General features: G+C 55.1%; 23 protein-coding genes. 10 read left to right on the top strand and 13 right to left on the bottom strand.

Annotated elements, in window-relative coordinates; genetic code table 11:
* Positions 1-53: 53 nt before the first annotated feature.
* The 5 genes from emrA to MYB54_RS04470 all read right to left on the bottom strand — a co-directional run bounded on the left by emrA (position 54) and on the right by MYB54_RS04470 (position 4,692).
* Entirely contained in the window at positions 54-1,229 is a 1,176-nt protein-coding gene (gene emrA / locus MYB54_RS04450) for a multidrug efflux MFS transporter periplasmic adaptor subunit EmrA (RefSeq protein ID WP_205591813.1), read from the bottom strand.
* Positions 1,230-1,503: 274 nt separating this feature from the next.
* The gene (mprA, locus tag MYB54_RS04455; RefSeq protein WP_014916439.1) at positions 1,504-2,019 is read right to left on the bottom strand and encodes a transcriptional repressor MprA; all 516 of its coding nucleotides are present in this window, start codon (positions 2,017-2,019) and stop codon (positions 1,504-1,506) included.
* A gap of 189 nt (positions 2,020-2,208) precedes the next feature.
* On the bottom strand, positions 2,209-2,538 hold the full coding sequence (gene ygaH / locus MYB54_RS04460) for an L-valine transporter subunit YgaH (RefSeq protein ID WP_014916438.1): 330 nt from the start codon (positions 2,536-2,538) through the stop codon (positions 2,209-2,211).
* A complete protein-coding gene (locus tag MYB54_RS04465) occupies positions 2,535-3,266 on the bottom strand; it encodes an AzlC family ABC transporter permease (protein ID WP_010282655.1) in 732 nt (243 codons plus the stop codon). Before MYB54_RS04465 ends, ygaH begins: the two co-directional genes overlap by 4 nt.
* 205 nt (positions 3,267-3,471) lie before the next feature.
* A complete protein-coding gene (locus MYB54_RS04470; protein ID WP_039318166.1) occupies positions 3,472-4,692 on the bottom strand; it encodes an MFS transporter in 1,221 nt (406 codons plus the stop codon).
* Between the two features lie 158 nt (positions 4,693-4,850).
* Here MYB54_RS04470 and MYB54_RS04475 point away from each other — a divergent pair, with 158 nt between their 5' ends.
* Positions 4,851-6,011, top strand: a complete 1,161-nt coding sequence (locus tag MYB54_RS04475; RefSeq protein WP_014916436.1) for a lactonase family protein — start codon at positions 4,851-4,853, stop codon at positions 6,009-6,011.
* 132 nt (positions 6,012-6,143) lie between these two features.
* Here the strand turns inward: MYB54_RS04475 and MYB54_RS04480 are convergent, their stop codons facing one another.
* Positions 6,144-6,725 carry a CGNR zinc finger domain-containing protein gene (locus MYB54_RS04480; protein WP_039518028.1) on the bottom strand — a complete coding sequence of 194 codons (582 nt, stop codon included), beginning with the start codon at positions 6,723-6,725 and terminating at the stop codon, positions 6,144-6,146.
* Positions 6,726-6,815: 90 nt separating this feature from the next.
* Between MYB54_RS04480 and MYB54_RS04485 the strand changes: the two genes are divergently transcribed.
* A complete protein-coding gene (locus MYB54_RS04485) occupies positions 6,816-7,706 on the top strand; it encodes an alpha/beta fold hydrolase (protein WP_205591811.1) in 891 nt (296 codons plus the stop codon).
* A 104-nt stretch (positions 7,707-7,810) separates the two neighbouring features.
* Here MYB54_RS04485 and proX read toward each other — a convergent pair whose 3' ends face one another.
* Genes proX through proV form a run of 3 tightly spaced genes read right to left on the bottom strand, consistent with a single transcriptional unit; the run spans position 7,811 to position 11,309 of the window.
* Positions 7,811-8,815, bottom strand: coding sequence for a glycine betaine/L-proline ABC transporter substrate-binding protein ProX (gene proX / locus MYB54_RS04490; RefSeq protein WP_039463162.1), 1,005 nt, complete (start codon positions 8,813-8,815; stop codon positions 7,811-7,813).
* Between the two features lie 27 nt (positions 8,816-8,842).
* Positions 8,843-10,114 (bottom strand): glycine betaine/L-proline ABC transporter permease ProW, encoded by a 1,272-nt coding sequence (proW, locus tag MYB54_RS04495; protein ID WP_104213490.1) that lies wholly within the window; start codon positions 10,112-10,114, stop codon positions 8,843-8,845.
* Positions 10,107-11,309, bottom strand: coding sequence for a glycine betaine/L-proline ABC transporter ATP-binding protein ProV (gene proV, locus MYB54_RS04500; RefSeq protein ID WP_248721557.1), 1,203 nt, complete (start codon positions 11,307-11,309; stop codon positions 10,107-10,109). The genes proW and proV overlap by 8 nt, the downstream gene beginning before the upstream one ends.
* Before the next feature lie 669 nt (positions 11,310-11,978).
* Between proV and MYB54_RS04505 the strand changes: the two genes are divergently transcribed.
* Complete coding sequence (locus tag MYB54_RS04505) at positions 11,979-12,371, top strand: VOC family protein (protein WP_248721558.1); 393 nt, start codon at positions 11,979-11,981, stop codon at positions 12,369-12,371.
* 50 nt (positions 12,372-12,421) lie between these two features.
* On the opposite strand, the gene hpxZ is transcribed toward MYB54_RS04505, so the two are convergent.
* Genes hpxZ through MYB54_RS04525 form a run of 4 tightly spaced genes read right to left on the bottom strand, consistent with a single transcriptional unit; the run spans position 12,422 to position 16,041 of the window.
* Positions 12,422-12,808: an oxalurate catabolism protein HpxZ gene (hpxZ, locus tag MYB54_RS04510; RefSeq protein WP_248721559.1), complete on the bottom strand. Its 387-nt coding sequence runs from the start codon at positions 12,806-12,808 to the stop codon at positions 12,422-12,424.
* Positions 12,798-14,216, bottom strand: a complete 1,419-nt coding sequence (locus MYB54_RS04515) for an AtzE family amidohydrolase (protein ID WP_248721560.1) — start codon at positions 14,214-14,216, stop codon at positions 12,798-12,800. Before MYB54_RS04515 ends, hpxZ begins: the two co-directional genes overlap by 11 nt.
* On the bottom strand, positions 14,213-14,410 hold the full coding sequence (gene hpxX, locus MYB54_RS04520) for an oxalurate catabolism protein HpxX (protein WP_039277060.1): 198 nt from the start codon (positions 14,408-14,410) through the stop codon (positions 14,213-14,215). Before hpxX ends, MYB54_RS04515 begins: the two co-directional genes overlap by 4 nt.
* 26 nt (positions 14,411-14,436) lie before the next feature.
* Positions 14,437-16,041, bottom strand: coding sequence for a gamma-glutamyltransferase family protein (locus MYB54_RS04525; protein WP_039288529.1), 1,605 nt, complete (start codon positions 16,039-16,041; stop codon positions 14,437-14,439).
* Positions 16,042-16,240: 199 nt separating this feature from the next.
* Between MYB54_RS04525 and MYB54_RS04530 the strand changes: the two genes are divergently transcribed.
* The 7 genes from MYB54_RS04530 (at position 16,241) to hpxK (ending at position 23,166) form a co-directional block, all read left to right on the top strand.
* Positions 16,241-17,080 carry a MurR/RpiR family transcriptional regulator gene (locus MYB54_RS04530; protein WP_014916426.1) on the top strand — a complete coding sequence of 280 codons (840 nt, stop codon included), beginning with the start codon at positions 16,241-16,243 and terminating at the stop codon, positions 17,078-17,080.
* A gap of 648 nt (positions 17,081-17,728) precedes the next feature.
* The gene (locus tag MYB54_RS04535; RefSeq protein ID WP_165572467.1) at positions 17,729-18,514 is read left to right on the top strand and encodes a transporter substrate-binding domain-containing protein; all 786 of its coding nucleotides are present in this window, start codon (positions 17,729-17,731) and stop codon (positions 18,512-18,514) included.
* A gap of 12 nt (positions 18,515-18,526) precedes the next feature.
* The gene (locus tag MYB54_RS04540; protein ID WP_010282622.1) at positions 18,527-19,192 is read left to right on the top strand and encodes an amino acid ABC transporter permease; all 666 of its coding nucleotides are present in this window, start codon (positions 18,527-18,529) and stop codon (positions 19,190-19,192) included.
* Entirely contained in the window at positions 19,192-19,845 is a 654-nt protein-coding gene (locus MYB54_RS04545; RefSeq protein WP_085996940.1) for an amino acid ABC transporter permease, read from the top strand. Before MYB54_RS04540 ends, MYB54_RS04545 begins: the two co-directional genes overlap by 1 nt.
* On the top strand, positions 19,826-20,569 hold the full coding sequence (locus tag MYB54_RS04550; protein WP_014916424.1) for an amino acid ABC transporter ATP-binding protein: 744 nt from the start codon (positions 19,826-19,828) through the stop codon (positions 20,567-20,569). The genes MYB54_RS04545 and MYB54_RS04550 overlap by 20 nt, the downstream gene beginning before the upstream one ends.
* A 93-nt stretch (positions 20,570-20,662) precedes the next feature.
* On the top strand, positions 20,663-21,907 hold the full coding sequence (gene pucG, locus MYB54_RS04555; RefSeq protein ID WP_039288515.1) for a (S)-ureidoglycine--glyoxylate transaminase: 1,245 nt from the start codon (positions 20,663-20,665) through the stop codon (positions 21,905-21,907).
* Positions 21,904-23,166 carry an allantoate amidohydrolase gene (hpxK, locus tag MYB54_RS04560; RefSeq protein WP_248721561.1) on the top strand — a complete coding sequence of 421 codons (1,263 nt, stop codon included), beginning with the start codon at positions 21,904-21,906 and terminating at the stop codon, positions 23,164-23,166. The genes pucG and hpxK overlap by 4 nt, the downstream gene beginning before the upstream one ends.
* The last annotated feature ends 9 nt before the right edge of the window (positions 23,167-23,175 follow it).

The raw sequence follows: 23,175 nt of genomic DNA on the forward strand, positions 1-23,175 counted from the left end.
GGCCAGGCTCGCGCCTTTAAGCGGTTCTCTCTGCACGTTTCTCTCCTGCACGCTTAACCGGCATTCGCCTGAATAATGGCGCTGATTTCCTGATTAACAGGCGTGAGATCCAACGTCAGCGCATCACTTTGGTAGGCCGGCGTGGTGCGTGAGGTTTCTGCTAACGCGCTGCCTTCGGTATTGGCGGTATCGACATTAACCAGCGCGGACAGACCGATACGCAACGGATGTTCGGCGACCTGCTTCGGATCGATCTCAATACGCACGGGCAGGCGCTGCACGACCTTGATCCAGTTGCCCGTCGCGTTCTGCGCAGGCAGCAGAGAGAACGCGCTACCGGTACCCATATCGAGACCGACCACTTTTCCCTGATACACGACGTCGTCACCGTAGATATCTGCGATCACGGTAGCCGGTTGCCCGATACGCATATTGGCTAACTGTGTCTCTTTGAAGTTCGCATCGACCCACAGGTGATTGGCAGGAACGACGGCCATCAGCGCTGATGTCGAAGAGATACGCGCCCCAATCTGCACGCTGCGGCGTGAGACATAGCCGTCAATCGGGCTGACGATCTTGGTACGCTGTAGCGCCAGCCAGGCATCGCGCATTTCTACGGAGGCTTGCTGTATGGCGGGTTGCTTCTCAAGCGGCGTATCCAGAATCATTGCCTGATTCGCCTGATATTGCTGTCTGGCGACTTCCAGTGCGGCTTTGGCGGTTGCGACGGCATCGCGAGCATGCTGCACTTCTTCACGCCCGATAGCATTGGCGCTGCCGAGTGCTTCCCGGCGGCTCAAGTCACTTTGTGCCTTGTTCAGCTCAGTTTGGCGCAGCTCAATATTGGCCTGATACTGCTTACTATTGATGATCAACTGGTGCGTCTGGCGGACGCTGTTGGCCAGCCCGGTTTTCGTGCGTTCAAACGCCTGCTGGGCATCGGTCGGATCTAACTCCACCAGCACCTGTCCCTGCTTAACAAAATCGGTATTGTCGACGTTAACATGGGTGACGCTGCCGCTGACCTGCGCCATGATCTGAATCTGATTGCCTGCGACGTAGGCGTCGTCGGTGCTTTGGTGGTGTCTGAGCACCAGGAACCAGTAAACCAGCCAGGCACAGCCCAGCACGACGAAAATAAACGTCAGCAGCGATAACACGCGTTTGCGCTGCTGTTTTTTGTTTTTCTGTGGCGTCTGCGGCACCTGATTTTCCACACTTTCACTCATGCTGTTCTCTCTCTTTTTATTTTCTTTGTATCGGCTATCGCACCAGACAGAGCAGTCTGGCGATAGTCGCAATGAATTCATTTTGCTGTGCGGCCCGGGGGGCTTAAGGTCGCCCGCCCGGAGCGTGATATTGCCGTTTTGCTAAGCCGCATGTCGCGGTTGCGGAGAGGTCATGCCTATTTTTCGCAGCAAAACGCCTCCGCCCGATACATAAGCATCGGGTCATTCCGGGTGGAAAGGTGCTGACTATTGTTTTTTGTTGTTGTTTTTTCTGTTATTCGTTGACTGACTCGTCCATCTCATCCAGCCGGACCAGCAGCTTTCTCATCAGGCTTTCGAGCTGCTTTTGTTCACCAGATTCAAGCACGGAGCAAAGCACATGGAGGCTATGGTGCTGCGGTGGAATCAGTTGACCAAGAAATGCTTTGCCTTCTTCTGTCAGATGCAGATGCAGGCAGCGTCTGTCGCTACTGCTTTCACGCCGTTCAATCCAGCCTCTTTTTTCCAGATCGTCGGCAATGCGCGTCGCGTTAGTGCGTGACGATCCCAGTGCGGCACTGAGTTCAGAAGGCTGAATGCTATAAGACTCTTGAGATTCCAGCGTCAGCAATGCCATGAAGAGGGTTTCATTGATGCCCTGTTCTTTCAGAATTCGGTTTCTGTGTTCCAGGATTTTGCCCTGAACGTGCATGAATAAACGCAGCAATAGCACTTCCTGACGCGGGAAGTCGGGCTTACGCGAAGCACGCAGGTCGAGCATTTGTTCTATAGGAGTGAATGAACTGTCCATTTTTTATATAAACCTCATTAATCACGGTGTGCATAGTAACTAATGTTACTAACTGGGTAAACGGCATTAAGGTGGGAAATTGTGCTTATTTCTGTGACAGAAAGTAAGCGGAGAATCGCTTAAAATGAAGATTATTCACCGCTTACTTTATTTAAATCAAAATGTTAGTTGATAATTCGCACGGCGGATTCAAAGCAGTTTAAAGGCAATGCCGTAGCAGAGCGCACCCAGTAACGTTGATAAGACGATACTACGGGTTTTATAAAAACAGGCGGTCAGCGTAATGAATCCTACCAGTGTTGGCAGCAGCTTTTCACGATGCGCGAGAATATCTGGCACGCTGGAAACAATCAGTAGCGCACAAATGGAAGCAATGCCAATGCTATCAAGCAACAGCGCTTTTTTACCGCGTTGCAGCGAACCGGAAGCGCGTGAGGCGCTCAGCCGTAGCGGCAGATAGCGGAAGAGGTAGTTCACCAGCCCGACAATCAGCCCGATAAGAATGACTTCTGTACTCATGCGTTCACCTGTGGCGTGGCAGGATTCACCAGCGAAGCCAGACAGCCGCTGAGAATGCCGAACAGTATTGCGGCTGGGATGGAGGACAGCAGCAGGCCAAGCAGCGCGCCGCCGAGCGCGCAGGCGACGACCAGACTCTGTTTCCGCCTGAAGGACGCGAGTAAAAAGCTCAGGAAAAGTGCGGGCAGCATGAAAGACAGCGCCGCTTCAACGGCAGGGTAATCATTCAACGGGCCGTTACCGAACACGGCTCCGATCACCGTGCCGAGCACCCATGAGAGCCAGGCGAGCAGCGACACGCCCATCATCCACTCTTCTGACCAGCGGCGGTTATCTTTCGCGAGTCGGGTGGCGGCTGCGGCAAAGACTTCGTCCGTCAGGCCGAACGCCCACAGCGCGGTTTTTCGGGTCGGCAGTCGCTGCGCAATACGATGCCGTAAAGCAGGACCATACAGCACATGGCGGACATCCATCGCCATGACGGTCAATGCTGCCACCCAGATGGACATGCCTGCGCTGAGCAGGGCGGTGATGACGAACTGGCTGGCTCCAGCGTAAATGATGCAAGAAAGGAAAATGCCTTCCAGCGGGGTAAAACCTAGCTTGACGGCGTTCATGCCAAACGCGAATGCTACGGGCATGTAGCCGATAACAATCGGCAGGCTGTCAAATACGCCTTCGCTAAAAGACGCAGATTTTGTCGGTGCAGATGAGGTTAATGTCTTCACTAGCTTGATATGTTTTGTTCTTAAAGGAAATTAACCGATAACACTAGCAAAGCGTCACCGGAATTTCACGTTATTGCGTAACAGGCGTGATGGTTTTTGGCGCAATGGTATCGGGCGTAATTTTCTCGCCAGAAACTGTCTCAAATAAGACAGCCTCACGCGAGCGTGTTGCAAGTACGAAGGTCTGTGTTGCAAATATGAAGGTTTATAGTGCCGCCATCGCTTCCTGCGTTTCGTGATGATGGCTTCGCCACCACACCAGCAGATTCAACAGGCTGATGATGCCGCCCGCGGCACAGACCCCAAGCCAGCCCCACTGCTGGTAAGCCGAGGCGGAAAGGAGCGATCCCAGCGCGCCGCCGATAAAATAGCTGGTCATGTAGCCTGATGTCAGGCGATTACGCGCTTCGGGCATCATACGGTAGATCACGCTCTGGTTGGTGACGTGTACGCCCTGAACCGCCAGATCCAGCACGATGATACCAATGAGCAGCGCCGCCACGGAATGAATACCGAGCGCGATAAAGCCCCACGACAGCAAAAGCAGGATAATCCCTACGCTGGTGGTCGGCTTGGCTTTGCCCTGATCGACTAAACGTCCGGCGCGTGATGCCGCCAAGGCTCCAGCTGCACCAACCAAACCGAATAGGCCGATAACGCCTTCGGAATAACCGTATGGCGGTGAGGCCAGCAGGAAGGCCATCGACGTCCATAGAATGCTGAAGTTCGCAAAGGACAGACAGCCCAGGATAGCGCGCGTGCGCAGCAGCGGGGTGGTGGAGAACAGGCGGAAGATTGAGACGAGCAGTTGCGGATAGTTCAGCGTGTTTTGCTGAGGAATGCGCGGCAATGCCCGCCACAGAATCAGCGCCATGATGACCATCAGCGTGCTGGCAACCCAGTACACGGTGCGCCAGTCACCGAGTGAAGCCAGTGCACCCGCGACGGTACGCGCCAGCAGAATCCCCAGCAGCAGGCCACTCATAATCGTGCCCACGACTTTACCACGCGTTTCCGGCGTCGCCAGCGTGGCGGCGAGAGGCACCAGCAGTTGTGCGACAACGGAGAACAACCCAGTTAACGCTGTACCCGCAATCATGATCCAGAGCGTGGGGGCAGAAGCGGTAATCAGCATCCCGCCTGCGGCGAGTAACGTCATGCCGACAATCAGCGTCCGGCGTTCAAACATATCCCCTAGCGGCACCAAAAACAGCAGACCGACGGCATAACCCAACTGCGCTGCGGTGACAATAAACCCAGCCTGATTGACGGAAAGCGCAAAGACTCTGGCAATGGTCTCCAGCAGCGGCTGAGCATAATAGTTACTGGCGACGGCAAGACCGGTCGCGACAGACATAATCAGGGTCAAAGACAGGCTAAGCCCCGGTTGCGGCTGGGGTGATACAGATTGTTGCTGAAGAGACATAGTGTGAACGTTAATATGATGTTAAAAGCAGAGGGTATAGTATCCGGCAGAGCCTAATGAGATACCAGAATATCTTTACGCTTCTTAAGTTTGTTTTGTTTTTAATGATATTGATTTAGCTTATCGCCAGCGTCATAACATCATCGACAGGGGACATTATGCTTAAGCATTATCAGGTATTTAAGAAAAAAAGCGTTGCAGTGTTAATGGGATGTGCACTTCTGCCCGCAGCTGCACTGTGGTCGGTGGGCGCCCAGGCGGTAACGGCCGTTTACGTTTCTGCTGCCACTGACGGCGTAATTGATGCCTACACTCTCAATACGCAAAGCGGTGAATTAACCGCTATTGGGAAATCCGCCGCAGGCGCGAAAGTGATGCCGATGGCCGTTAGCCCGGATAAATCCTTCCTCTATGCTGCGACGCGTGGCATTCCTTACTCGGCGGTTAGCTATAAAATCGACCCTAAAAGCGGTGCGCTGAGCCCATTAGGCAAAGCGGAACTGCCGGACAGCATGGCCTACATCTCGACGGACCGCACGGGAAAGTGGCTGTTCAGCGCCTCGTACGGCGGTAATAAAGTCGCGGTTAATGGCATTGATAAAGACGGAAAGGTGAACGCGAGTGCGGTCACGGTGGTGCCAACAGGCGAGAAGGCACACAGTATTATTGCCGATCGCAAAAATAAATTCGTTTTTGCCAGCAATCTGGGCAGCGACCAAATCGTACAGTTCCGGTTTGACGCGAAAACCGGCACGCTGACGCCAAATGAACCGGCAGAAATTAAGCTGCCTAAAGGAAACGGACCGCGCCATCTGGTGTTATCGCCAGATAATAAAACGCTCTACGTGAGCAATGAACTGTCCGGCAAAGTCGCGCGTCTGGCGTTGAATGAAAATACAGGGCAGCTCACGCTGTTGGATTACACGGACACCGTGCCGGCCGATGCGGGGATGCGAGCGGGAACCGTTACGCCGGATAAAAATAGCACTGACAGTCGTCCACAGATATGGAGTGCCGATTTACGTCTGACGCCAAATGGAAAATTCCTGTACGTATCGGAACGCACCAAAAGCACGATTGCGCTGCTGCGGGTAGAACCGAAAACCGGGCAGCTGCAATACATTACGCGCTACCCGACGGAAACGCAGCCGCGCGGCATTCAGATCGATCCAAGCGGGAAGTTCCTGATCGCCAGCGGCGAAAAATCGACATCGCTGTCGGTGTATCGCATCAATCAGGATAACGGGGATTTAGTGCGAGTCGGGCAATATCCGACTGGAAAAGGCGCGAACTGGGTCGAAATCGTTAACCTGCCGTAATTATCGCCCATCAATGAAAAACGCCCCTTTCCGCGAAAGGGGCGTCGTAGAAAGAAGGGTGTCTCTACCGGATGTATAACGTGTGCTTTTGACGTTTCTCACGGGCAGCGTAAAGGTTCATTGTTCCCGTTATTAGTCTGTTTCCTGCTTACGCGAGCGGAATGCCGCGACTTTCATCCTGTTGCCACAAAGCGCCATGCTGCACCATCTCCGACGATGTGATTTGGTGGTATCCAGAAAGAACAGAGTACAGTCGTGCGCTTCACACTGACGAATATATTTTACCTCAGGCCCGGAAATCAGAGCAGCGAACGCCATTGCTACCGGTTCGAGTAAGCTCGCGCAGCTATTATCCCTCCTGCATTCCACAACGTTAAAACCAGCTTGCTGACTATTCCATTCCAGCGTTCTGACTGGCCGCCCACTATCAAGAATGTGGTTGATTTGTTCAGGGTTATATTCCTTACCCGATCGGACGGCCTCTATTGTCCGAACCATTGCCTGACGTAATGCCAGAGCTTCATTCATCAAGCCTGCCGGCGTATCCGTAAAATTTTCAGGTAGTTGCTTAGCCGCTTTAAGCCAGGCGATGACACTTGCGTCATCAGTCAAACAGTCGTGGTATTCGCTTCCTGTTCCAAATGCACTGTTGATGAGATCCAAAGCGAGGTTGTTCGCGAGAAAGTGAGGCTGAACTATCGTTGATGTGTGCATTGATGTAACCCTTAAAATGATATTGACAGGTTACACTAAATGTTTGTAACCTTCAAATTGTCACTTTAAAGGTTACAAAGGAAAAAGACTGTGAATACTCATATAGCAACGACCCCCGAGACCCAAGTCCACTACCGTTATGAGCAGGTGGGTAACGTAAACATTTTCTATCGTGAAGCAGGAAAACCATCATCACCCAGCATTTTGCTACTGCATGGATTCGCTGCATCCTCGTACATGTTTCGAGAACTGATTCCGGCACTTGCTGAGAATTATCACGTGATTGCTCCCGATCTGCCGTCCTTCGGTTTCACAGAATCGCCGGGAAGTGATGAGTATGACTATACGTTTGATAATCTGGCGAAGACGATCGATCGGTTCACGGAACAGTTGAAGCTCCCGCGTTATGCGATCATGGTTCATGACTATGGCGCACCGGTTGGATGGCGTCTCGCTACGGCTCATCCCGATCGCATTACGGCAATTATTTCGCAGAACGGTAATGCTTATGAAGAAGGTTTGGCGCAAGGATGGGATGCGATCAGACGATATTGGCAATCACCAACGGCAGAGAATCGTGCTGCTCTTCATGACTTTCCGACAGCAGCCTCCGTGAAATGGCAGTATTTAGAAGGCGTCAGTGATACCAGCCTTGTCTCCCCTGATGGATACACTCTTGAAGGGGTGCATGTATCCCGCCCAGGCAATGCTGATATTCAACTAGACCTGCTACTGGACTATGCCTCCAATGTTCAGCGTTATCCTGAATTCCAGACTTACTTCCGTGAGAAGCAACCGCCGCTGCTTGCGGTCTGGGGCCGCCATGACCCTTACTTTTTGCCAGCCGGTGCGGAAGCGTGGAAGCGGGATATTCCTCATGCGGACATTCGTTTCTACGATACCGGGCATTTTGCTTTAGAAACGCATGCAAATGACATCATCCCTGTCATCCACGCATTTCTGGACGACAAGATAAAATGATTTTCTGATTGGGTTGGGTGAGGCGTCAGGGTTGTGACGTGTTGTGGCGGGAACGAAGAAAACGAGCGCCCCTTTTCGCGAAAGGGGCGCTCGTCTACCGATGATTATTTCGCGGCGTCAGCGGCGGTTTTCACCCAGCCGTCAAACAACTGCTGGTGGGCTTTGATCCAGCCATCAACATGACGTTCGATATCTTTCTGTGAACCCTGGCCTTCGTGCATACGCAGGTTCTGCGCATTTACGTCAGCAATCGGCAGCTTCATGATAGCGAACAGTTTCGCCGCAGCCGGGTTTTTCTCGGCCCACGCTTTATTCGCGGCAATCTTCATCGTGTTGACAGGGAAGCCATAGTCAGCGCCGTTAGGCAGTTTGGTGCTGACATCTTTCATTTCTCCCGGTTGGGAAGAGAAAGGTACCTGCAACCAGACTACGTCACGCCCCGGTACCAGCACATCACTCACCCAGTACGGCGTCCACGTGTAGTACAGAATCGGTTTACCTTCTTTATAACGGGTGATGGTATCGGCAATCATCGCCGCATAGTTGCCTTGGTTATGCTCGACCGTGTTGGTTAATCCATAGGCAGGCAGGTGATGATTAATCGCTGCTTCACATCCCCAGCCCGGCGTACAGCCCGTCAGATCGGCTTTGCCGTCACCGTTGGTATCAAACAGCTTGGCGATTTTCGGATCTTTTAGCTGCGCAATATTGGTAATTTTGTATTTCTCAGCCGTTTTCTTATCGATCAGATAACCCTGTGCGGCACCGGAGACATATTCACCCTGACGGTAGAATTTCGCGTCCCCGCCCGCGGCTTTGTACTGATCGGCGTGCAGCGGGTCCCAGTTCACGGCGATAAACGTCGCATCGCCGGAGGCAATTGAGGTGTAGGCCACGTTGTAGTCCACTTCACGCGGAGGCTGCACGTCATAGCCCAGCTTTTCCAACGCGCGGCTGACCAGCAGCGTCTGGAACGTTTCTTCGGAGATAGTGCTTTGCACCGGAATAACGGTGATACCTTTACCAGGTTGCGCAGTGTCTGCGGCGTAAACCTGCGTACTCAACAGGGCGGTAGTCAGGGCGGCGGCCCAAAGTGTGGTGTTACGCATCATGATTCCCTCTGTTTTTATCGTGCGTTATTGCTTGATGAAAGGACGGGTCAACAGGCCAATCGGGCCGCTGGTGTACCAGCTTTTGTTACCCTTGCTGCGGCGATCGCGTCCGAGAGACTGCGTCAGGCGGTCAAGAATAATCGCCAGAATAACGATCCCGACGCCGCCGACGGCAGCCAGACCCATATCCAGACGACCGATACCGCGCAGTACCATCTGGCCCAAACCGCCTACGGCGATCATCGAGGCGATAACCACCATCGACAGCGCCAGCATCAGCGTCTGGTTAACTCCCGCCATGATGGTCGGCATAGCCAGCGGGAGCTGAACCTTAAACAGCATCTGGCGCGGACTCGCGCCGAATGACTCGGCAGCTTCGATCAAATCGGCCGGCACCTGACGAATACCCAGAATCGTTAAGCGAATAATCGGTGGCAGGGCAAAGATTATCGTCACCACGACGCCCGGCACGTTACCGATACCGAACAGCATGACGATAGGCACCAGATAGACGAACGCAGGCGTCGTCTGCATGGCATCTAACAGTGGCCGGATAAACTTCGCCGCCCGTTCGCTACGCGCCAGCCAAATCCCCATGGGGAGCCCGATGAGCACGCAGAAGAACAGCGCGGTCAGCACCAGCGCTAGCGTGATCATGGCCTGAGACCAGGCACCAATTGCACCGATGGCGATCAGAGACAGCAGGGTGGCGACACCCATGCCGAAGCTGGACATCTGCCAGGCAAGCAGCGAGAACACCAGAATGGCAATCGGCGCGGGCATACCCAGCAGGAACTGCTGGAAGCCGCTCAGAATGAAGTCAACCGGGACGCGAACGCCCTGAAAGACCGGTCTGAAGTGCAGCACAACCCAATCGATCCCGTGCGTGACCCAACTGTCCAGTGGGATCAGCGTGTCCTTAAACGGATCGAGCAGGTTGAAATGCTCGGGCGTTGCAGGTGCGGCGTTATTCAGCCAGTCACTGCCGGATTGCGCCGCCTGATGGGCGGCATCGGCGGAACCATCGGGAGCCGGTGCGGTGCTCCAGGCATCGCTGCCGTTAGCTGGTGCATCCTGAGCAGGCGCGCTGGTAGACCAGGGATCGCCCTGCGCTGCGTGGTCCGGCGTCGTGCCATGTTGCGCGGGGGTTGAGCCATCGGCTGGTGCGCTCTGCGTGCTGGCTGCCCACGGATCATTTTGCTGTGCGCCATTGGCCTGTTCAGGGGCTGCGTTTTGATCGGCCGGCTGATGTTGTGCCGTGGTGTTATCCCACGGATTTGATGTTGATTTACTCATTGGTCACTCCTTCCTTATCCAGTGCCTGTAGCAACATTCCTTTGGAAATGATGCCAATGTACTCATGGTTTTCGCCGACGACAGGAACGGCACAGGGGGCCTGTGCGACCTGAGAAATCAGCTCGTTGAGTGACATATCTGCGGGCACGGGAGCAGGTTCGGGCAGTAACGCCTGTTCCAGCGGCTGCTGTTCTTTCAGCGCCTGCTTTAGTGAATCAATCGAGACGACGCCAATGAAGCGTTTTCCGCCTTCCAGCACGTAGCCGTAATCACGGTCTTCGTCCTGAAGGATTTTCAGCGCGGAACGTGGGCCCACGCCGGGCGTTTTACGGATTAAGGTGACCGGGCGACGGCGAGCGATATCTTTGGCGCTAAACACGTGGCTGATATCGACGCCGCGGAAAAATGTGCGCACATAGTCATTGGCTGGGTTATTCAGGATTTCATCGGGTGTACCGACCTGAATGACTTCACCGCCGTGCATAATGGCAATGCGGTCGCCGATGCGCATCGCTTCATCCAGATCGTGCGAGATAAAGACGATCGTGCGTTTATGACGAGACTGGAGTTTGACTAACTCATCCTGCATTTCAGTACGTATCAGCGGGTCGAGTGCGGAGAACGCCTCATCCATCAGCAGGATATCGGGGTCATTCGCTAATGCACGCGCCAGACCGACACGCTGTCGCATCCCGCCGGACAGCTCATCCGGGTAAGACGCGGCGTAGGCTTCAAGACCAACCTGCTGCAAGGCATCCAGCGCTTTTTGCTCACGTTCCACTTTCGGCACGCCAGCCAGTTCCATACCAAACGCGGTATTGTTGAGGATGTTCAGATGCGGCATCAGCGCAAAGGATTGAAACACCATGCTGATCTTCTTGCGGCGTACGTCACGCAGCGCGGTATCGGATATCTTGGAGATATCCTCATCGTCGATCAGCACCTGACCCCGAGTGGGTTCGATCAGACGATTGAGAAGGCGTACCATGGTTGATTTGCCGGAACCGGATAATCCCATGATGACAAATATCTCGCCTTCTTCAATGGCCAGACTGGCATCTTTCACTCCGACAGTAAGCCCTGTTTTTTCAAATACCTGATCTTTGCTCAGGCCTTTATCAATCAGTTTAAATGCTCTGTCAGGATGCTCGCCAAATATCTTATAAAGATTCTTTACTTCAAGTTTAATTGCCATGAAATTATTGTTTTCCTATGTCGTTTATAATTCTATAACGTAGCCCTGATAATGATTAAACTTAATCTACCCTACCATACTCAGATTCTGAGACAACCTTTGATTGCCTCAGGGGCGTTTCTCGGTAGGCTAATATTCGCGATAACAGTAACGCTATTATTACTGCCTTATCTTCATGATTTACGTGATCTTTATGATTTTTGATTGGAAAGGTAATTCTTTTTATAACAGTGTGTTACCTGTTGATTTTTACGCGTTGGATTCGCAGGGGATATAACCTTTTCTGATGGTGGATAAACCGCGATTTATAGTGAATTTCACTAATAGAATAATATGATAAATAAATCACATTTTTTGGGTTATAGACACTAAAATAGACCGACGTAAGTACATTTTTTACTTATGATATCTGTCGGTATTTTATACAGTATAGCAAAGATATTGTGGGTAAAATGATTGCATTAATTCCCACCAATAAATGAGAGTGTTCTGAATAATATATCTGTCATATTTAGGGGGAATAAAAACAGGGTGACAGTACTGATTTGATGAGATGTTTCGTGAACCATCGTGTGTTTCTCTTTTGCCGATCGCGATCATATTATCCATGATAAAAGTATGGTTATAGTGGCTAGATATCACCCACAGCGATTATCGAAAGAGGCCATCGTGTTAGATCACTTGAGCATTCCGGTGAGGGATATTACCCGTAGCCGACACTTCTATGAAACGGCGCTCAAGCCGTTGGGTTATCGCCTGATTAAGGACATGTCATTTGCCGTCAGCTTTGCAGTGATGGAAGGGTATGGGCAGTCAAGCGATCCCGGCGGTGAGTTCTGGATTTATCAGTCGAAGGGCGAGCCCTGCCCAGCGGTGCATTTTGCGTTCAGCGCCGCCTCGCGAGAGCATGTTGAGGCTTTCTTTACCGCCGCTACTGCGGCAGGAGGCATAGATAACGGGCCGCCGGGGCTGCGCCCGCATTATCATCAGGATTATTACGCCGCATTCGTGCACGACCCCGATGGCTACAATATTGAAGCGGTGTATCACCGCCAGCCTTAAGGATGTGGGGTCGGTAGACGTGGCAAGAGGGGAAAAATCCTCCCCTCTTACTATTCGCTCATCAGGCTGACGTGGGCGGCGACAATGCGCCAGCCTTCGGGCATTTTTATCCAGGTTTGCATTTGGCGGCCGATCTTCGTACTGCCTGCGCGAGTAAACTCCGTGCTGGCGACGGCCATATCATGACCGTAAGTGGTGATGACCGTATTACGCAGGGTTCTGTCCAGACCGGCAGAGGGGCGAGCGAGGCGAAAGGCGCGAATTTCCTCGATCCCGTACAGATTTTCTCCCGCACCATAGCGCACAGTTTTTTCATCGTGCCAGAACAGTTCATCCAGCACCGCAATGTCATTACCCGTTAAGGCTTTCTCGTAGCGATAGAACGCGGCGGTCACGTCGGCCAGCACATCCGGCTGGTTAATATCCTCAGGCAACATATTTTCTTTCCTCTACTGTATAGGTGATGCCCTGCTGCTCAAGCGCCCATGCCGTCCGCAGACAAAGATCCTCGCGCCACGGTGCGGCAATAATCTGCACGCCTATCGGCAGGCCGCTGGCGGTTGCTACCGGCACTGTCACGACGGGCAGACCGACGAAAGAGATCGGCTGTGTCAGCATGCCCATGCTGGCGCGGACGGGCAGATCGGTATCATTAATGCGCATGGTTTCCTGCCCAATGAGCGTGGCGGAACAGGGCGTCGCCGGGGCGATCAGCAGGTCGGTGTGTTCAAACAGCGCCAGCGTCTGTTGACGGAAATAATGACGGAAGCGCTGAGCCTGCACATACCAGGCCGCGGGAATCATAGCGCCTGCCAGCAGCCGCTCACGTGACAGGGGCTCGAAGCGCTCGGGCTGCGAGCGTAAGTCGGGTAAATACTGATTGCCCCCTTCGCTGGCCGACAGAATAAAGGCGGCGCTACGTGCCAGTGCGGCATCGGTTAGCGTCAGGCTGTCCTGCGCACCCAGAGCCTGTGCGATCTGACGAACGGCGGCGTTGGCTTCCTCGCTGGCCCACGTGGAGAAATAGCCATCGAGCACCGCGTAGCGCAATCCGTCACTGCCCGCTTCCAACTGTGCGGCGGTATGCTGCGTTTCCCGCTTGGCCTGAAAGCGATCGTGTTCATCGCGACCTTGTAAGGCATCGAATACTAATGCCAGATCGTCTGCGCTACGCGCCAGCGGACCGATATGGTCGAGGCTGGCGACAAACGGGTGGCTGCCGTGACGTGATAACCGGCCAAACGTTGGCTTTAGCCCGAAAATGCCGCAGAGCGACGACGGTACGCGGATCGAGCCATTGGTGTCGCTGCCCAGCGTGAAGTTAACCAAGCCTGCTGCGACGGCAGCGGCCGATCCGCCAGACGATCCACCCGCAATGCGCTGTGTATCAAGCGGGTTACGCGTGGGGCCGTAATGGCTGTTTTCGGTGGTAAAGCCGTAGGCATAGGCATCCATATTCAACATGCCGGACAGCAGCGCGCCTTGGTTGGCAAGCTGGCGGATGGCAAAAGCATCCTGTGCGGCGGGCGGTCGCTGGCTGAAAAGTTCAGCACCGGCCAACGTAGTTTCGCCGCTGACATCAAACAGGTTTTTGACGGCGTAAGGCACGCCGGCCAGCGCGGGCAAAGTTTCCCCGCGCTGACGGCAAGCGTCGATGTACTCGGCCTCTGTCAGCATGCGTTCGCCAGTGACATGGGTGTAGGCATTAATGGTGGGGTTGGCCTGCTCAATGGCGCTCAGCGCCTGCTGTGCAAGCTCTTTGGCGGAGAACGTGCCTGCCTGCAAACCTTGCTGAATCTGTCGGATGGATAACGATGAGGATGCGCTTCTGGCGTGTGAACTCATAGCGTATAAACCCCAGCAATTTCCTGATGCTCATCAAGAGGAAAATCCATCAGCGGCTGCGCCATGGCGTGAATGCGGCTGAACTGCACTAACAGCTCCTGACGCCGTTCCTGACTGAGCTGCAGCGCCAGCAGCGTTTCCATGTGCTGAAGATAAGCGGCTAACGTGTCGTTATCGATGGATGTTGTCGTCATGCGGTGTTCTCCCTGTTGAGTGATGATTAAAAACCTGCCGCGCTGCCGTTGCTGCGTGGGTCGAAGGCACCTTCCAGCATGCCGTTGGTGTGCCGTACGATGGCCCCCGCGTGGCCGACCGTTTCACTAAAGCTGCTCAACAGTTCGACGTCGTGACCGAGCTGACGCAGGGCATCCACGGTGGCGGGTTTGAAGCGATCTTCGATCTTCAGCGTATCGGAGACCTGTCCCCAGGTACGGCCCAGCAGCCAGCGTGGGGCGGTAATCGCCTGTTGCAGCGGCAGCCCTTGCTGGACGTGACGGATAAAGATGGCCGCCTGCGTCTGCGGTTGTCCGTCGCCGCCCATCGAGCCGTAGACCATCGTTCGACCATCGGACAGGCGTGCGGCGGCAGGGTTTAAGGTATGAAAAGGCTGTTTACCCGGTTCTAGCGCCAGCAGGTGTGCCGGATCGAGGCTGAACGAGGCACCGCGGTTCTGCCAGAGCACGCCAGTTCCCGGTAATACCACGCCGCTGCCAAACTCGTGGTAAATACTTTGAATGAAAGAGACGCACAGACCGCTGCTGTCGCATACGCCCATCCAGACCGTGTCACCGGGGCCTTTGCCTTCTCCCCACGGTGCGGCTTTGCGGGTATCGACCTGCCGAGCCAGCACGCCGAGCGCATCGTTTTCCAGCAGCGCCTGAACGTCCTGTGTCATCAGCTTGGGATCGGTAATGAAGCGGTCACGCAGGCCAAACGCCAGCTTGGTCGATTCGACAATGCGGTGGATCGTCTGGCTATCGCTCAGATCTTCCATGTCTAAATGATCGGTCAGACCGAGAATCGCGAGCGATACCAGACCCTGCGTCGGTGGCGCGAGGTTATAGATGTCACCTTTGCTGTGCTTCAGCACCAGCGGCGTTGTCCGCCTGGCGCGGTAATTTGCCAGATCGTCAGCCGTTAGCGGCATCCCGAGCTGCGCCATCTGTGCCGACAGCCTGGCAGCGACGGAGCCGCGATAAAAACTGTCCAGCCCTTCAATACTGAGCGTCGTCAGGGTATCGGCTAAATCCGACTGCGTGAAACGGCTGCCCGCGCGCGGGATATTTCCCTGCGGCATAAACAGCTGGCTGAAGGCCGGACAATCGCCCAGCTCGTGATAACGCTGGGTGAGTGCATCTTCCTGAGACTGCGTGACGGGAATACCGTCAGCCGCATAGCGAATCGCGTCAGATAGCAGACGAGCCAGCGGCATCGGCGTGCTGTCTATTTCTTGTGAATTGTCCAGCTCTTGTGAATAGGCCAGCGCTTCCTGCCAGCCGCCGACGGTGCCTGCGACCGTCAGTGCCGCTTTCGGGCCGCGGTGCGGAATGCGGCTTTCGCCCTGATAGTACTCACGGCAGGCCAGCGACCCCGCCGCCCCGCTGGCATCAATAGCAACAGGTTCACCGTGTGGTGGCACAATCAGCCAGAAACCGTCGCCGCCGATCCCGTTCATATGCGGGTACACCACGGCAATAGTTGCCGCCGCTGCGACCATGGCTTCAATAGCGTTGCCACCTTCACGCAGAATCGCCAACGCGCTGGCACTGGCTAAATGATGAGGTGCTACCGCCATGCCCAGCGGGGCGGTGTTGCTTTGCATCATCTCAGGATTCCTTTTTAAGTTTTATGTAGGGTGATGAGTTCTATTAACCCTAGCTATAAGCAAACGGCGTTCCAGTTTTTTATTGCGGTGGAAAGTCTGTATGCGGTGCCGGAGGAGGTATCTATATCATCCTGACAATCCTGTGCTATGTTCTGCGACATGAAACAAACGTTACAGCAAGCGCAACGGGTGAGAGACGATGATGCAAATAGATGAACGATTACGGGATCGCTACAGCGAGCTTTCACCGCAGGAACAGCGTGTCGCGGATTTCATCTTCGATCACTTTGACGATCTGATTAGCTACAACAGCGCCGAGCTGGCGCGGCTGAGCGGTGTTTCCAAAGCGACCGTCAGCCGGTTGTTCAAACGGCTGGGCTACCCCAGCTACCGTGACATGCGCGATGAGCTCAGAACGCTGCGCCAGAGCGGGATGCCGCTGGCGGATAACCGGGATGCCGTGCAGGGGAATACGCTGCTGGCACGGCATTACAAGCAGGAAATGGCTAACCTGACACAGTGGATAAACCAGATTGATCCCGTGCAGTTTGGCGCGGTGATTCAGGCGCTGATGCAGGCGCAGCGAGTGTGTTTGATTGGGCTGCGCAATAGCTATCCGGTGGCGTTGCACCTGCGCCAACAGCTGCTCCAGATTCGCCAACAGGTCACGCTGCTGACGCAGCCGGGGCAGACGTTATCCGAAGAGCTGGTGGATCTCACTGCGCAGGATGTCGTGATTGTGGTGGCTTTTCGCCGCCGTCCGCGCCTGATTCAGCCGCTATTGGTGCAGTTGCAAAAGCGCGGCGTGCCTGTGCTGCTGTTATGCGAACCGCAGGTGAGTACGCTAATGTCGCTGGCAACCTGGTCATTGTGCGTCCCGCTGGACAGCGTCTCGGCGTTTGACAGCTATTCGTCCGCTATGAGTCTGGTGAACGTGATCAGCAATGCGCTGCTGCATGAAATGCTGCGTGATGGACGCCAGCGTATTCACCAGATCGTGGATCTTTATGGTGAACTGGATGAGCTTGAGCAACGCTAATGGTGCGTTGGGATGGTGCTATTGCACCAAAATAATGCGTTAAAGTGAGTGTTTAGATTCCTAATGCGCTTATCTGTCATGTAGTCACGTGGATTGTTTCGGGCGTGATAGCACTGGATTATTTTTGTGACGCAGAGCTGTGGATTGTTTCTCGTTGTTATCTGTTCATAGGCGTAAAAAATTATGATGAGAAACGTGGGGCATCCCGAATGAGCAGCATGGACGCTGCGAAAGCCTGTGCCGCGTCGGGAGCGCGTCACAGGCGGTTCGACAGGATGACACGCGTTTCGAATGTACCGCGTAGCGGCATAATTCACGCCGAAAGCCAGGGTTCGTAGGGCTGCGGCGACTGAGCAGCCCTACGTCGGGCGTGGTGCATGAGTTGCATAAATGATCTCTCTTCAATCACGCCCGAAACCTTTCACTAATATTACATACCCATACCATAATCATCTCCATCGCTACCCCGTGATTTAGAAAAACTCTCTGACCTTCTAACGCTGCTCCTCATCGCTAAGAGTACTCATGGAATCTGGCATGCTCCTTGCTTAATATCTGCAACGATGGTTTCAATTTTTGTTTTTAAAGAATCTTTCGTTTCAATTATACTAACCGGGGGCAGAGACGATGTTGATCAATAAACTGGGCATCAAAAAAGGGTTACTGGCGGTGATGGGCGCGGCAATGTTACTGGTTCAAGCCGGTAGTGCGATGGCCGATCAGTTGCAGGATATCGAGAAGCGCGGTGTGCTGCGTGTCGCCGTCCCGCAGGATTTCCCGCCGTTTGGATCGGTAGGAACGGATCTGCAACCGCAGGGGTATGACATCGATATCGCTCGCTATCTGGCGAAAGAGATGAAACTAAAGTTGCAGCTGGTTCCTGTCACCAGCGCCAACCGCGTGCCGTATCTGCAAACCAACAAAGTTGATCTGGTGATCTCCAGTCTGGGCAAAAATGCCGAGCGTGAAAAAGTGATCGATTTCAGCCGCGCCTACGCGCCGTTTTTCCTCGGCGTATTTGGGCCGAAAGACAGCACGCTGACATCGTCAGAAGCGCTGGAAGGCAAAAGTATCGGCGTCACGCGCGGTGCGGTAGAAGACATGGTGCTGACGGAGGTCGCGCCGAAGGCCGCACAGATTAAGCGCTACGAAGATAACAACACCACGCTGTCGGCGTACCTGTCCGGGCAGGTGGAATATGTTGCAACGGGTAACCTGGTTGTCGCGGCTATCGCCGAGCAGAACCCGACGAAAGCACCCGTAGCGAAGTTTATGCTGAAAGATTCGCCGTGCTACATCGGTCTGAAAAAAGACGAGCCTGCGCTGAAAGCGAAAGTCGACGCGCTGATTGAGCAAGCGCTGAAAGACAATACGCTCAATACCCTGTCGGAAAAATGGCTGAAAGCGCCGCTGCCGGCCAGCATCAAGGCTTAACGGGAGCACGCCATGACCTATCAGCTTAATTTTTCTGCGCTGTTTCCGTTCTGGCCTGAGCTGCTGGAGGGGTTGTGGGTCACCATTGAGCTGACGGTCATGGCAACCCTCGGCGGCATTGCTATCGGCATCTTCGGTGCGGCCTTGCGCAGCGGCAAGCCCACTCTGTTGAGTCGGCTATGGGGTGTCTACGTCGAGCTGATCCGCAATACGCCGTTTGTGGTTCAGCTGTTCTTCATCGTCTTCGGCTTGCCGAGCCTGGGCTTGAAGCTCACCGCCGGACAGGCCGCGCTGTTGGCGATGTTGATTAATCTGGGAGCGTACAGCACCGAGATTATCCGCGCGGGGATTCAGGTGACGCCGAAAGGCCAGTGGGAAGCTGCCCGCGTGCTGGGGCTGACGCGAATGCAGACCTTTTTACGTGTGATTCTGCCGCCCGCGCTCCAGCGGATTTATCCGGCACTGGTTAGCCAGTGCATCATTGTCATGCTGGGGTCGTCGGTGGTGTCGCAGGTGTCTTACGAGGAACTGACCTTTGCCGCCAACCTGATTCAATCCCGTACGTTTTTGAGCTTTGAAGTGTATCTGGCAACCACGCTGTGTTACCTGGTGCTGTCTGTTCTGATGCGACAACTCTTACTGCTGGCAGGTCGGCGCTTTCTGGGGAACCCGTCATGATGACATTTACCGACTGGGATATTGTGCGCAACTTGCTGCTGGCGGCACGTTGGACGCTACTGCTGTCGCTGACGGCGTTTATCGGCGGCGCGATAGTGACTTTTCCGCTGATGCTGCTGCGGCTGACGAAACGCAAATGGCCGACGCGCTTTGTCCATTTGTATTCCGAGCTGTTTCAGGGTACGCCGTTGCTGATGCAGCTATTCCTCGCCTTTTTCGGGCTGGCGCTGTTCGGCATCGATGTGAGCCCGTGGACGGCGGCAGCACTGGCGCTGACGCTCTTTACCAGTGCCTTTCTGGTGGATATCTGGTGCGGCAGTGTGGAAGCCTTGCCGAAAGGGCAGTGGGAAGCGTCGCGCTGCCTCGGGCTGGATTTCGGCCAGACGCTCTATCGGGTGATTGCGCCGCAGGCGATGCGTATCGCCATCGCGCCTACCGTGGGGTTTTCCGTGCAGGTGATTAAAGGTACCGCGCTGGCGTCGATTATCGGGTTTATCGAACTGACCAAGGCGGGAACCATGTTGAATAACGTGACCTATCAGCCGTTTAAAGTGTTCGGATTGGTGGCGCTGGGTTACTTCCTGATGTGCTATCCGCTCTCTTACTACAGCCGCTATTTGGAGAAGAAATTCAATGCCGCTCATCACCATTAATCAGGTTCAAAAATATTACGGCCAGAACCATGTCCTGAAAGGCGTGGATCTGGATATTGAAATGGGTGAGGTCATTTCGATCATCGGGCGCAGCGGCTCTGGTAAGAGCACGCTATTGCGCTGCATGAACGGTCTGGAAGGCTATCAGGACGGCAGCATCAAGCTGGGCGGGATGACAGTTACCGACAGGGATTCGCAGGCGCGGGAAATTAGTCGCTCGGTCGGGATGGTGTTCCAGAACTTCAATTTGTTTCCGCACATGACGGCGCTGGAAAACGTGATGCTGGCACCGCGCCGCGTGCTGGGTAAAAGTGCGGCGGAGTGCCGTGAGCTGGGCGAGCGGGTATTGAAAAAGGTGGGGCTGGGTGAGCGCCTTCACTATTACCCTGCCAACCTGTCGGGCGGCCAGCAGCAGCGTGTCGCGATTGCCCGCGCGCTGGCGATGAACCCGAAAGTCCTGCTGTGCGATGAAATTACCTCGGCGCTCGATCCTGAATTAGTCGGCGAAGTACTGAAAGTGCTGGAACAGCTGGCCGCAGAAGGCATGACGCTGATTCTGGTCACGCATGAAATGAATTTTGCCCGTGAAGTGGGCGACCGCGTGGTGTTTATGCATCAGGGCACGGTCTGGGAGCAGGGCGACAGCAAAACGCTGTTCGCTAACCCGCAGACCCGCGAACTGAAACAGTTCATCGCCTCGGTCCGGGGACTATCGGAAGCGTAAGGCTTCCCTCTTTTGAGCTAATCACGCACGGAAACGCGCATCAAATCATTCGATTAGCAGATCGGTAACGTAAAGAATCTGGAGCAGATAACCATGAACAGCGAACTGTACGCGCAAATTAATCCCCCTCATCGCCTGCTGATGGGGCCGGGGCCGATCAATGCCGATCCGCGCGTATTACGGGCAATGGCCAGTCAACTGGTGGGGCAGTATGACCCCGCGATGACGAACTACATGAATCAGGTCATGGCGCTCTATCGTCAACTTTTCCGCACGGAAAATCGCTGGACGATGCTGGTCGATGGCACCTCGCGCGCGGGGATCGAAGCGATTTTGCTGTCGGCGATCCGCCCTGGCGATAAGGTGCTGGTGCCGGTGTTCGGTCGTTTTGGTCATCTGCTGTGCGAGATTGCCCGCCGCTGTCGTGCTGACGTTCATACCATTGAAGTGCCGTGGGGCGAGGTGTTCTCGCCGGATCAAATCGAAGATGCGATCAAAACGGTACGCCCGCGTTTACTGCTGACGGTGCAGGGCGATACGTCGACCACCATGCTGCAACCGCTGGAGGAACTGGGCGAGATCTGCCGCCGCCACGGCGTACTGTTCTATACCGATGCCACGGCGTCTTTTGGCGGCAACCCGCTGGAAACGGACAAGTGGGGACTGGATGCGGTTTCCGCCGGATTGCAGAAGTGTCTGGGCGGGCCATCTGGCAGTTCACCGATCACGCTCAGTTCGCAGATGGAAGCGGTGATCCGCCGTCGCAAATGTATTGAGCAGGGGATCCGAACGGACGCGCATCAGGACGGCGACGATGAGATGATCTATTCCAACTATTTCGATCTGGGCATGGTGATGGATTACTGGGGGCCGGAGCGCCTGAACCACCACACCGAGGCAACGAGCATGCTGTTCGCCGCACGCGAGTGTGCCCGAACGATCCTCGAAGAAGGGTTGGATCGCAGCATTGCCCGCCATGCGCTGCACGGCAGTGCGCTGGTGGCGGGGATTCAGGGAATGGGGCTGGAGACCTTTGGTTCACTGACTCACAAAATGAATAACGTACTGGGTGTGGTGATTCCTGACGGCGTTCACGGTGAGCAGGTGCGTAAGCTGCTGCTAGAAGATTTCGCCATTGAGATCGGCACATCCTTTGGCCCGCTTCAGGGCAAGATCTGGCGCATCGGGACGATGGGCTACAACGCGCGTAAAGACTGCGTGATGCAAACGCTGACGGCGCTGGAGGCGGTGCTGAATCGCCTTGGCTTCCGTACCGTGCAGGGCGAAGCCTTGCAGGCGGCCTGGAATTGCTATGCGGCGGATGAGGGTCGTGCATGAGTGAAATGTTGATGTTGCCCGCTGCTGCACAGGTCGCTGCTGAGCAGATTATGTCGCGCTGCGATGCGCTGGCGGAAATCAGCGAAACGCCCGGCCAACTGACCCGTGTTTATCTGTCGCTGGAGCACCTGCGTGCCAATGCGCTGGTGGGAGAATGGATGCGCGAAGCGGGCATGAACGTCTGGCAGGATAGCGTTGGCAACATTTGTGGTCGCTATGAAGGATTAACACCGGATGCGCCAGCGCTGTTGCTCGGTTCGCATCTGGATACGGTGCGCAATGCCGGACGTTATGACGGCATGCTGGGCGTATTGACGGCGATTGAAGTGGTACGTGCGTTCCATCAACAGGGGATGCGTTTGCCCGTGGCGTTGGAAATCATCGGCTTCGGCGATGAAGAAGGCACGCGTTTTGGCATTACGCTGCTGGGCAGTCGGGGATTGACGGGCACCTGGCCGGAGAACTGGCTGGAGTGTCAGGATGCCGAGGGCACCAGTGTGGCGCAGGCGTTGACCATTGCGGGGCTGGATCCGCTTGAGGTGGCGCACGCAGCACGTCCGGTCAGCGATATCTCCGCCTATCTGGAGTTACACATCGAGCAAGGGCCGTGTCTAGAACAGCAGGATCTGGCGCTGGGCGTAGTCACCGCGATCAACGGGGCGCGGCGGCTCAACTGCACGTTCCTCGGGCTGGCGGGGCATGCGGGCACGGTGCCGATGACGCAGCGGCAGGATGCACTGGCGGCGGCGGCTGACTGGATGGCGCAGGCTGAGCGGATAACGCGGGAAAGCGATCCTCATCTGGTCGCCACGTTTGGCACATTACAGTGCTTACCGGGCGCGGCGAATGTTATTCCCGGTGAGGTCAAGATGACGCTGGATATTCGCGGGCCGGAGGATGCACCGCTGGATGCGCTGCTACAAAAACTCCTGACGTTGGGACAGGCTATCGCGCACCAGCGCGGCTGCCAGTTCAGCGCCGAAGAGTATTACCGTATTGCGGCAACCCGCTGCGATCCCGCCTTGCAGTCGGTATTAAATGAGGCAGTGACGCAGGTACAAGGCAAAACGCTGATGTTGCCAAGCGGCGCGGGGCACGATGCGATTGCTATTGCCGAACGCTGGCCGGTAGCGATGCTGTTTGTCCGCTGCCGTGGCGGCATCAGCCACCATCCTGACGAGTCCGTTACCACGGCGGATGTGGCGCTGGCGCTACAGGCGTACAGTCAGGCGGTGTTCTACCACGCCTCTGCACAGTAACGACAGCTA

The organism is Pectobacterium nicotianae, from assembly GCF_023272715.1.
Classification (GTDB): domain Bacteria; phylum Pseudomonadota; class Gammaproteobacteria; order Enterobacterales; family Enterobacteriaceae; genus Pectobacterium; species Pectobacterium brasiliense.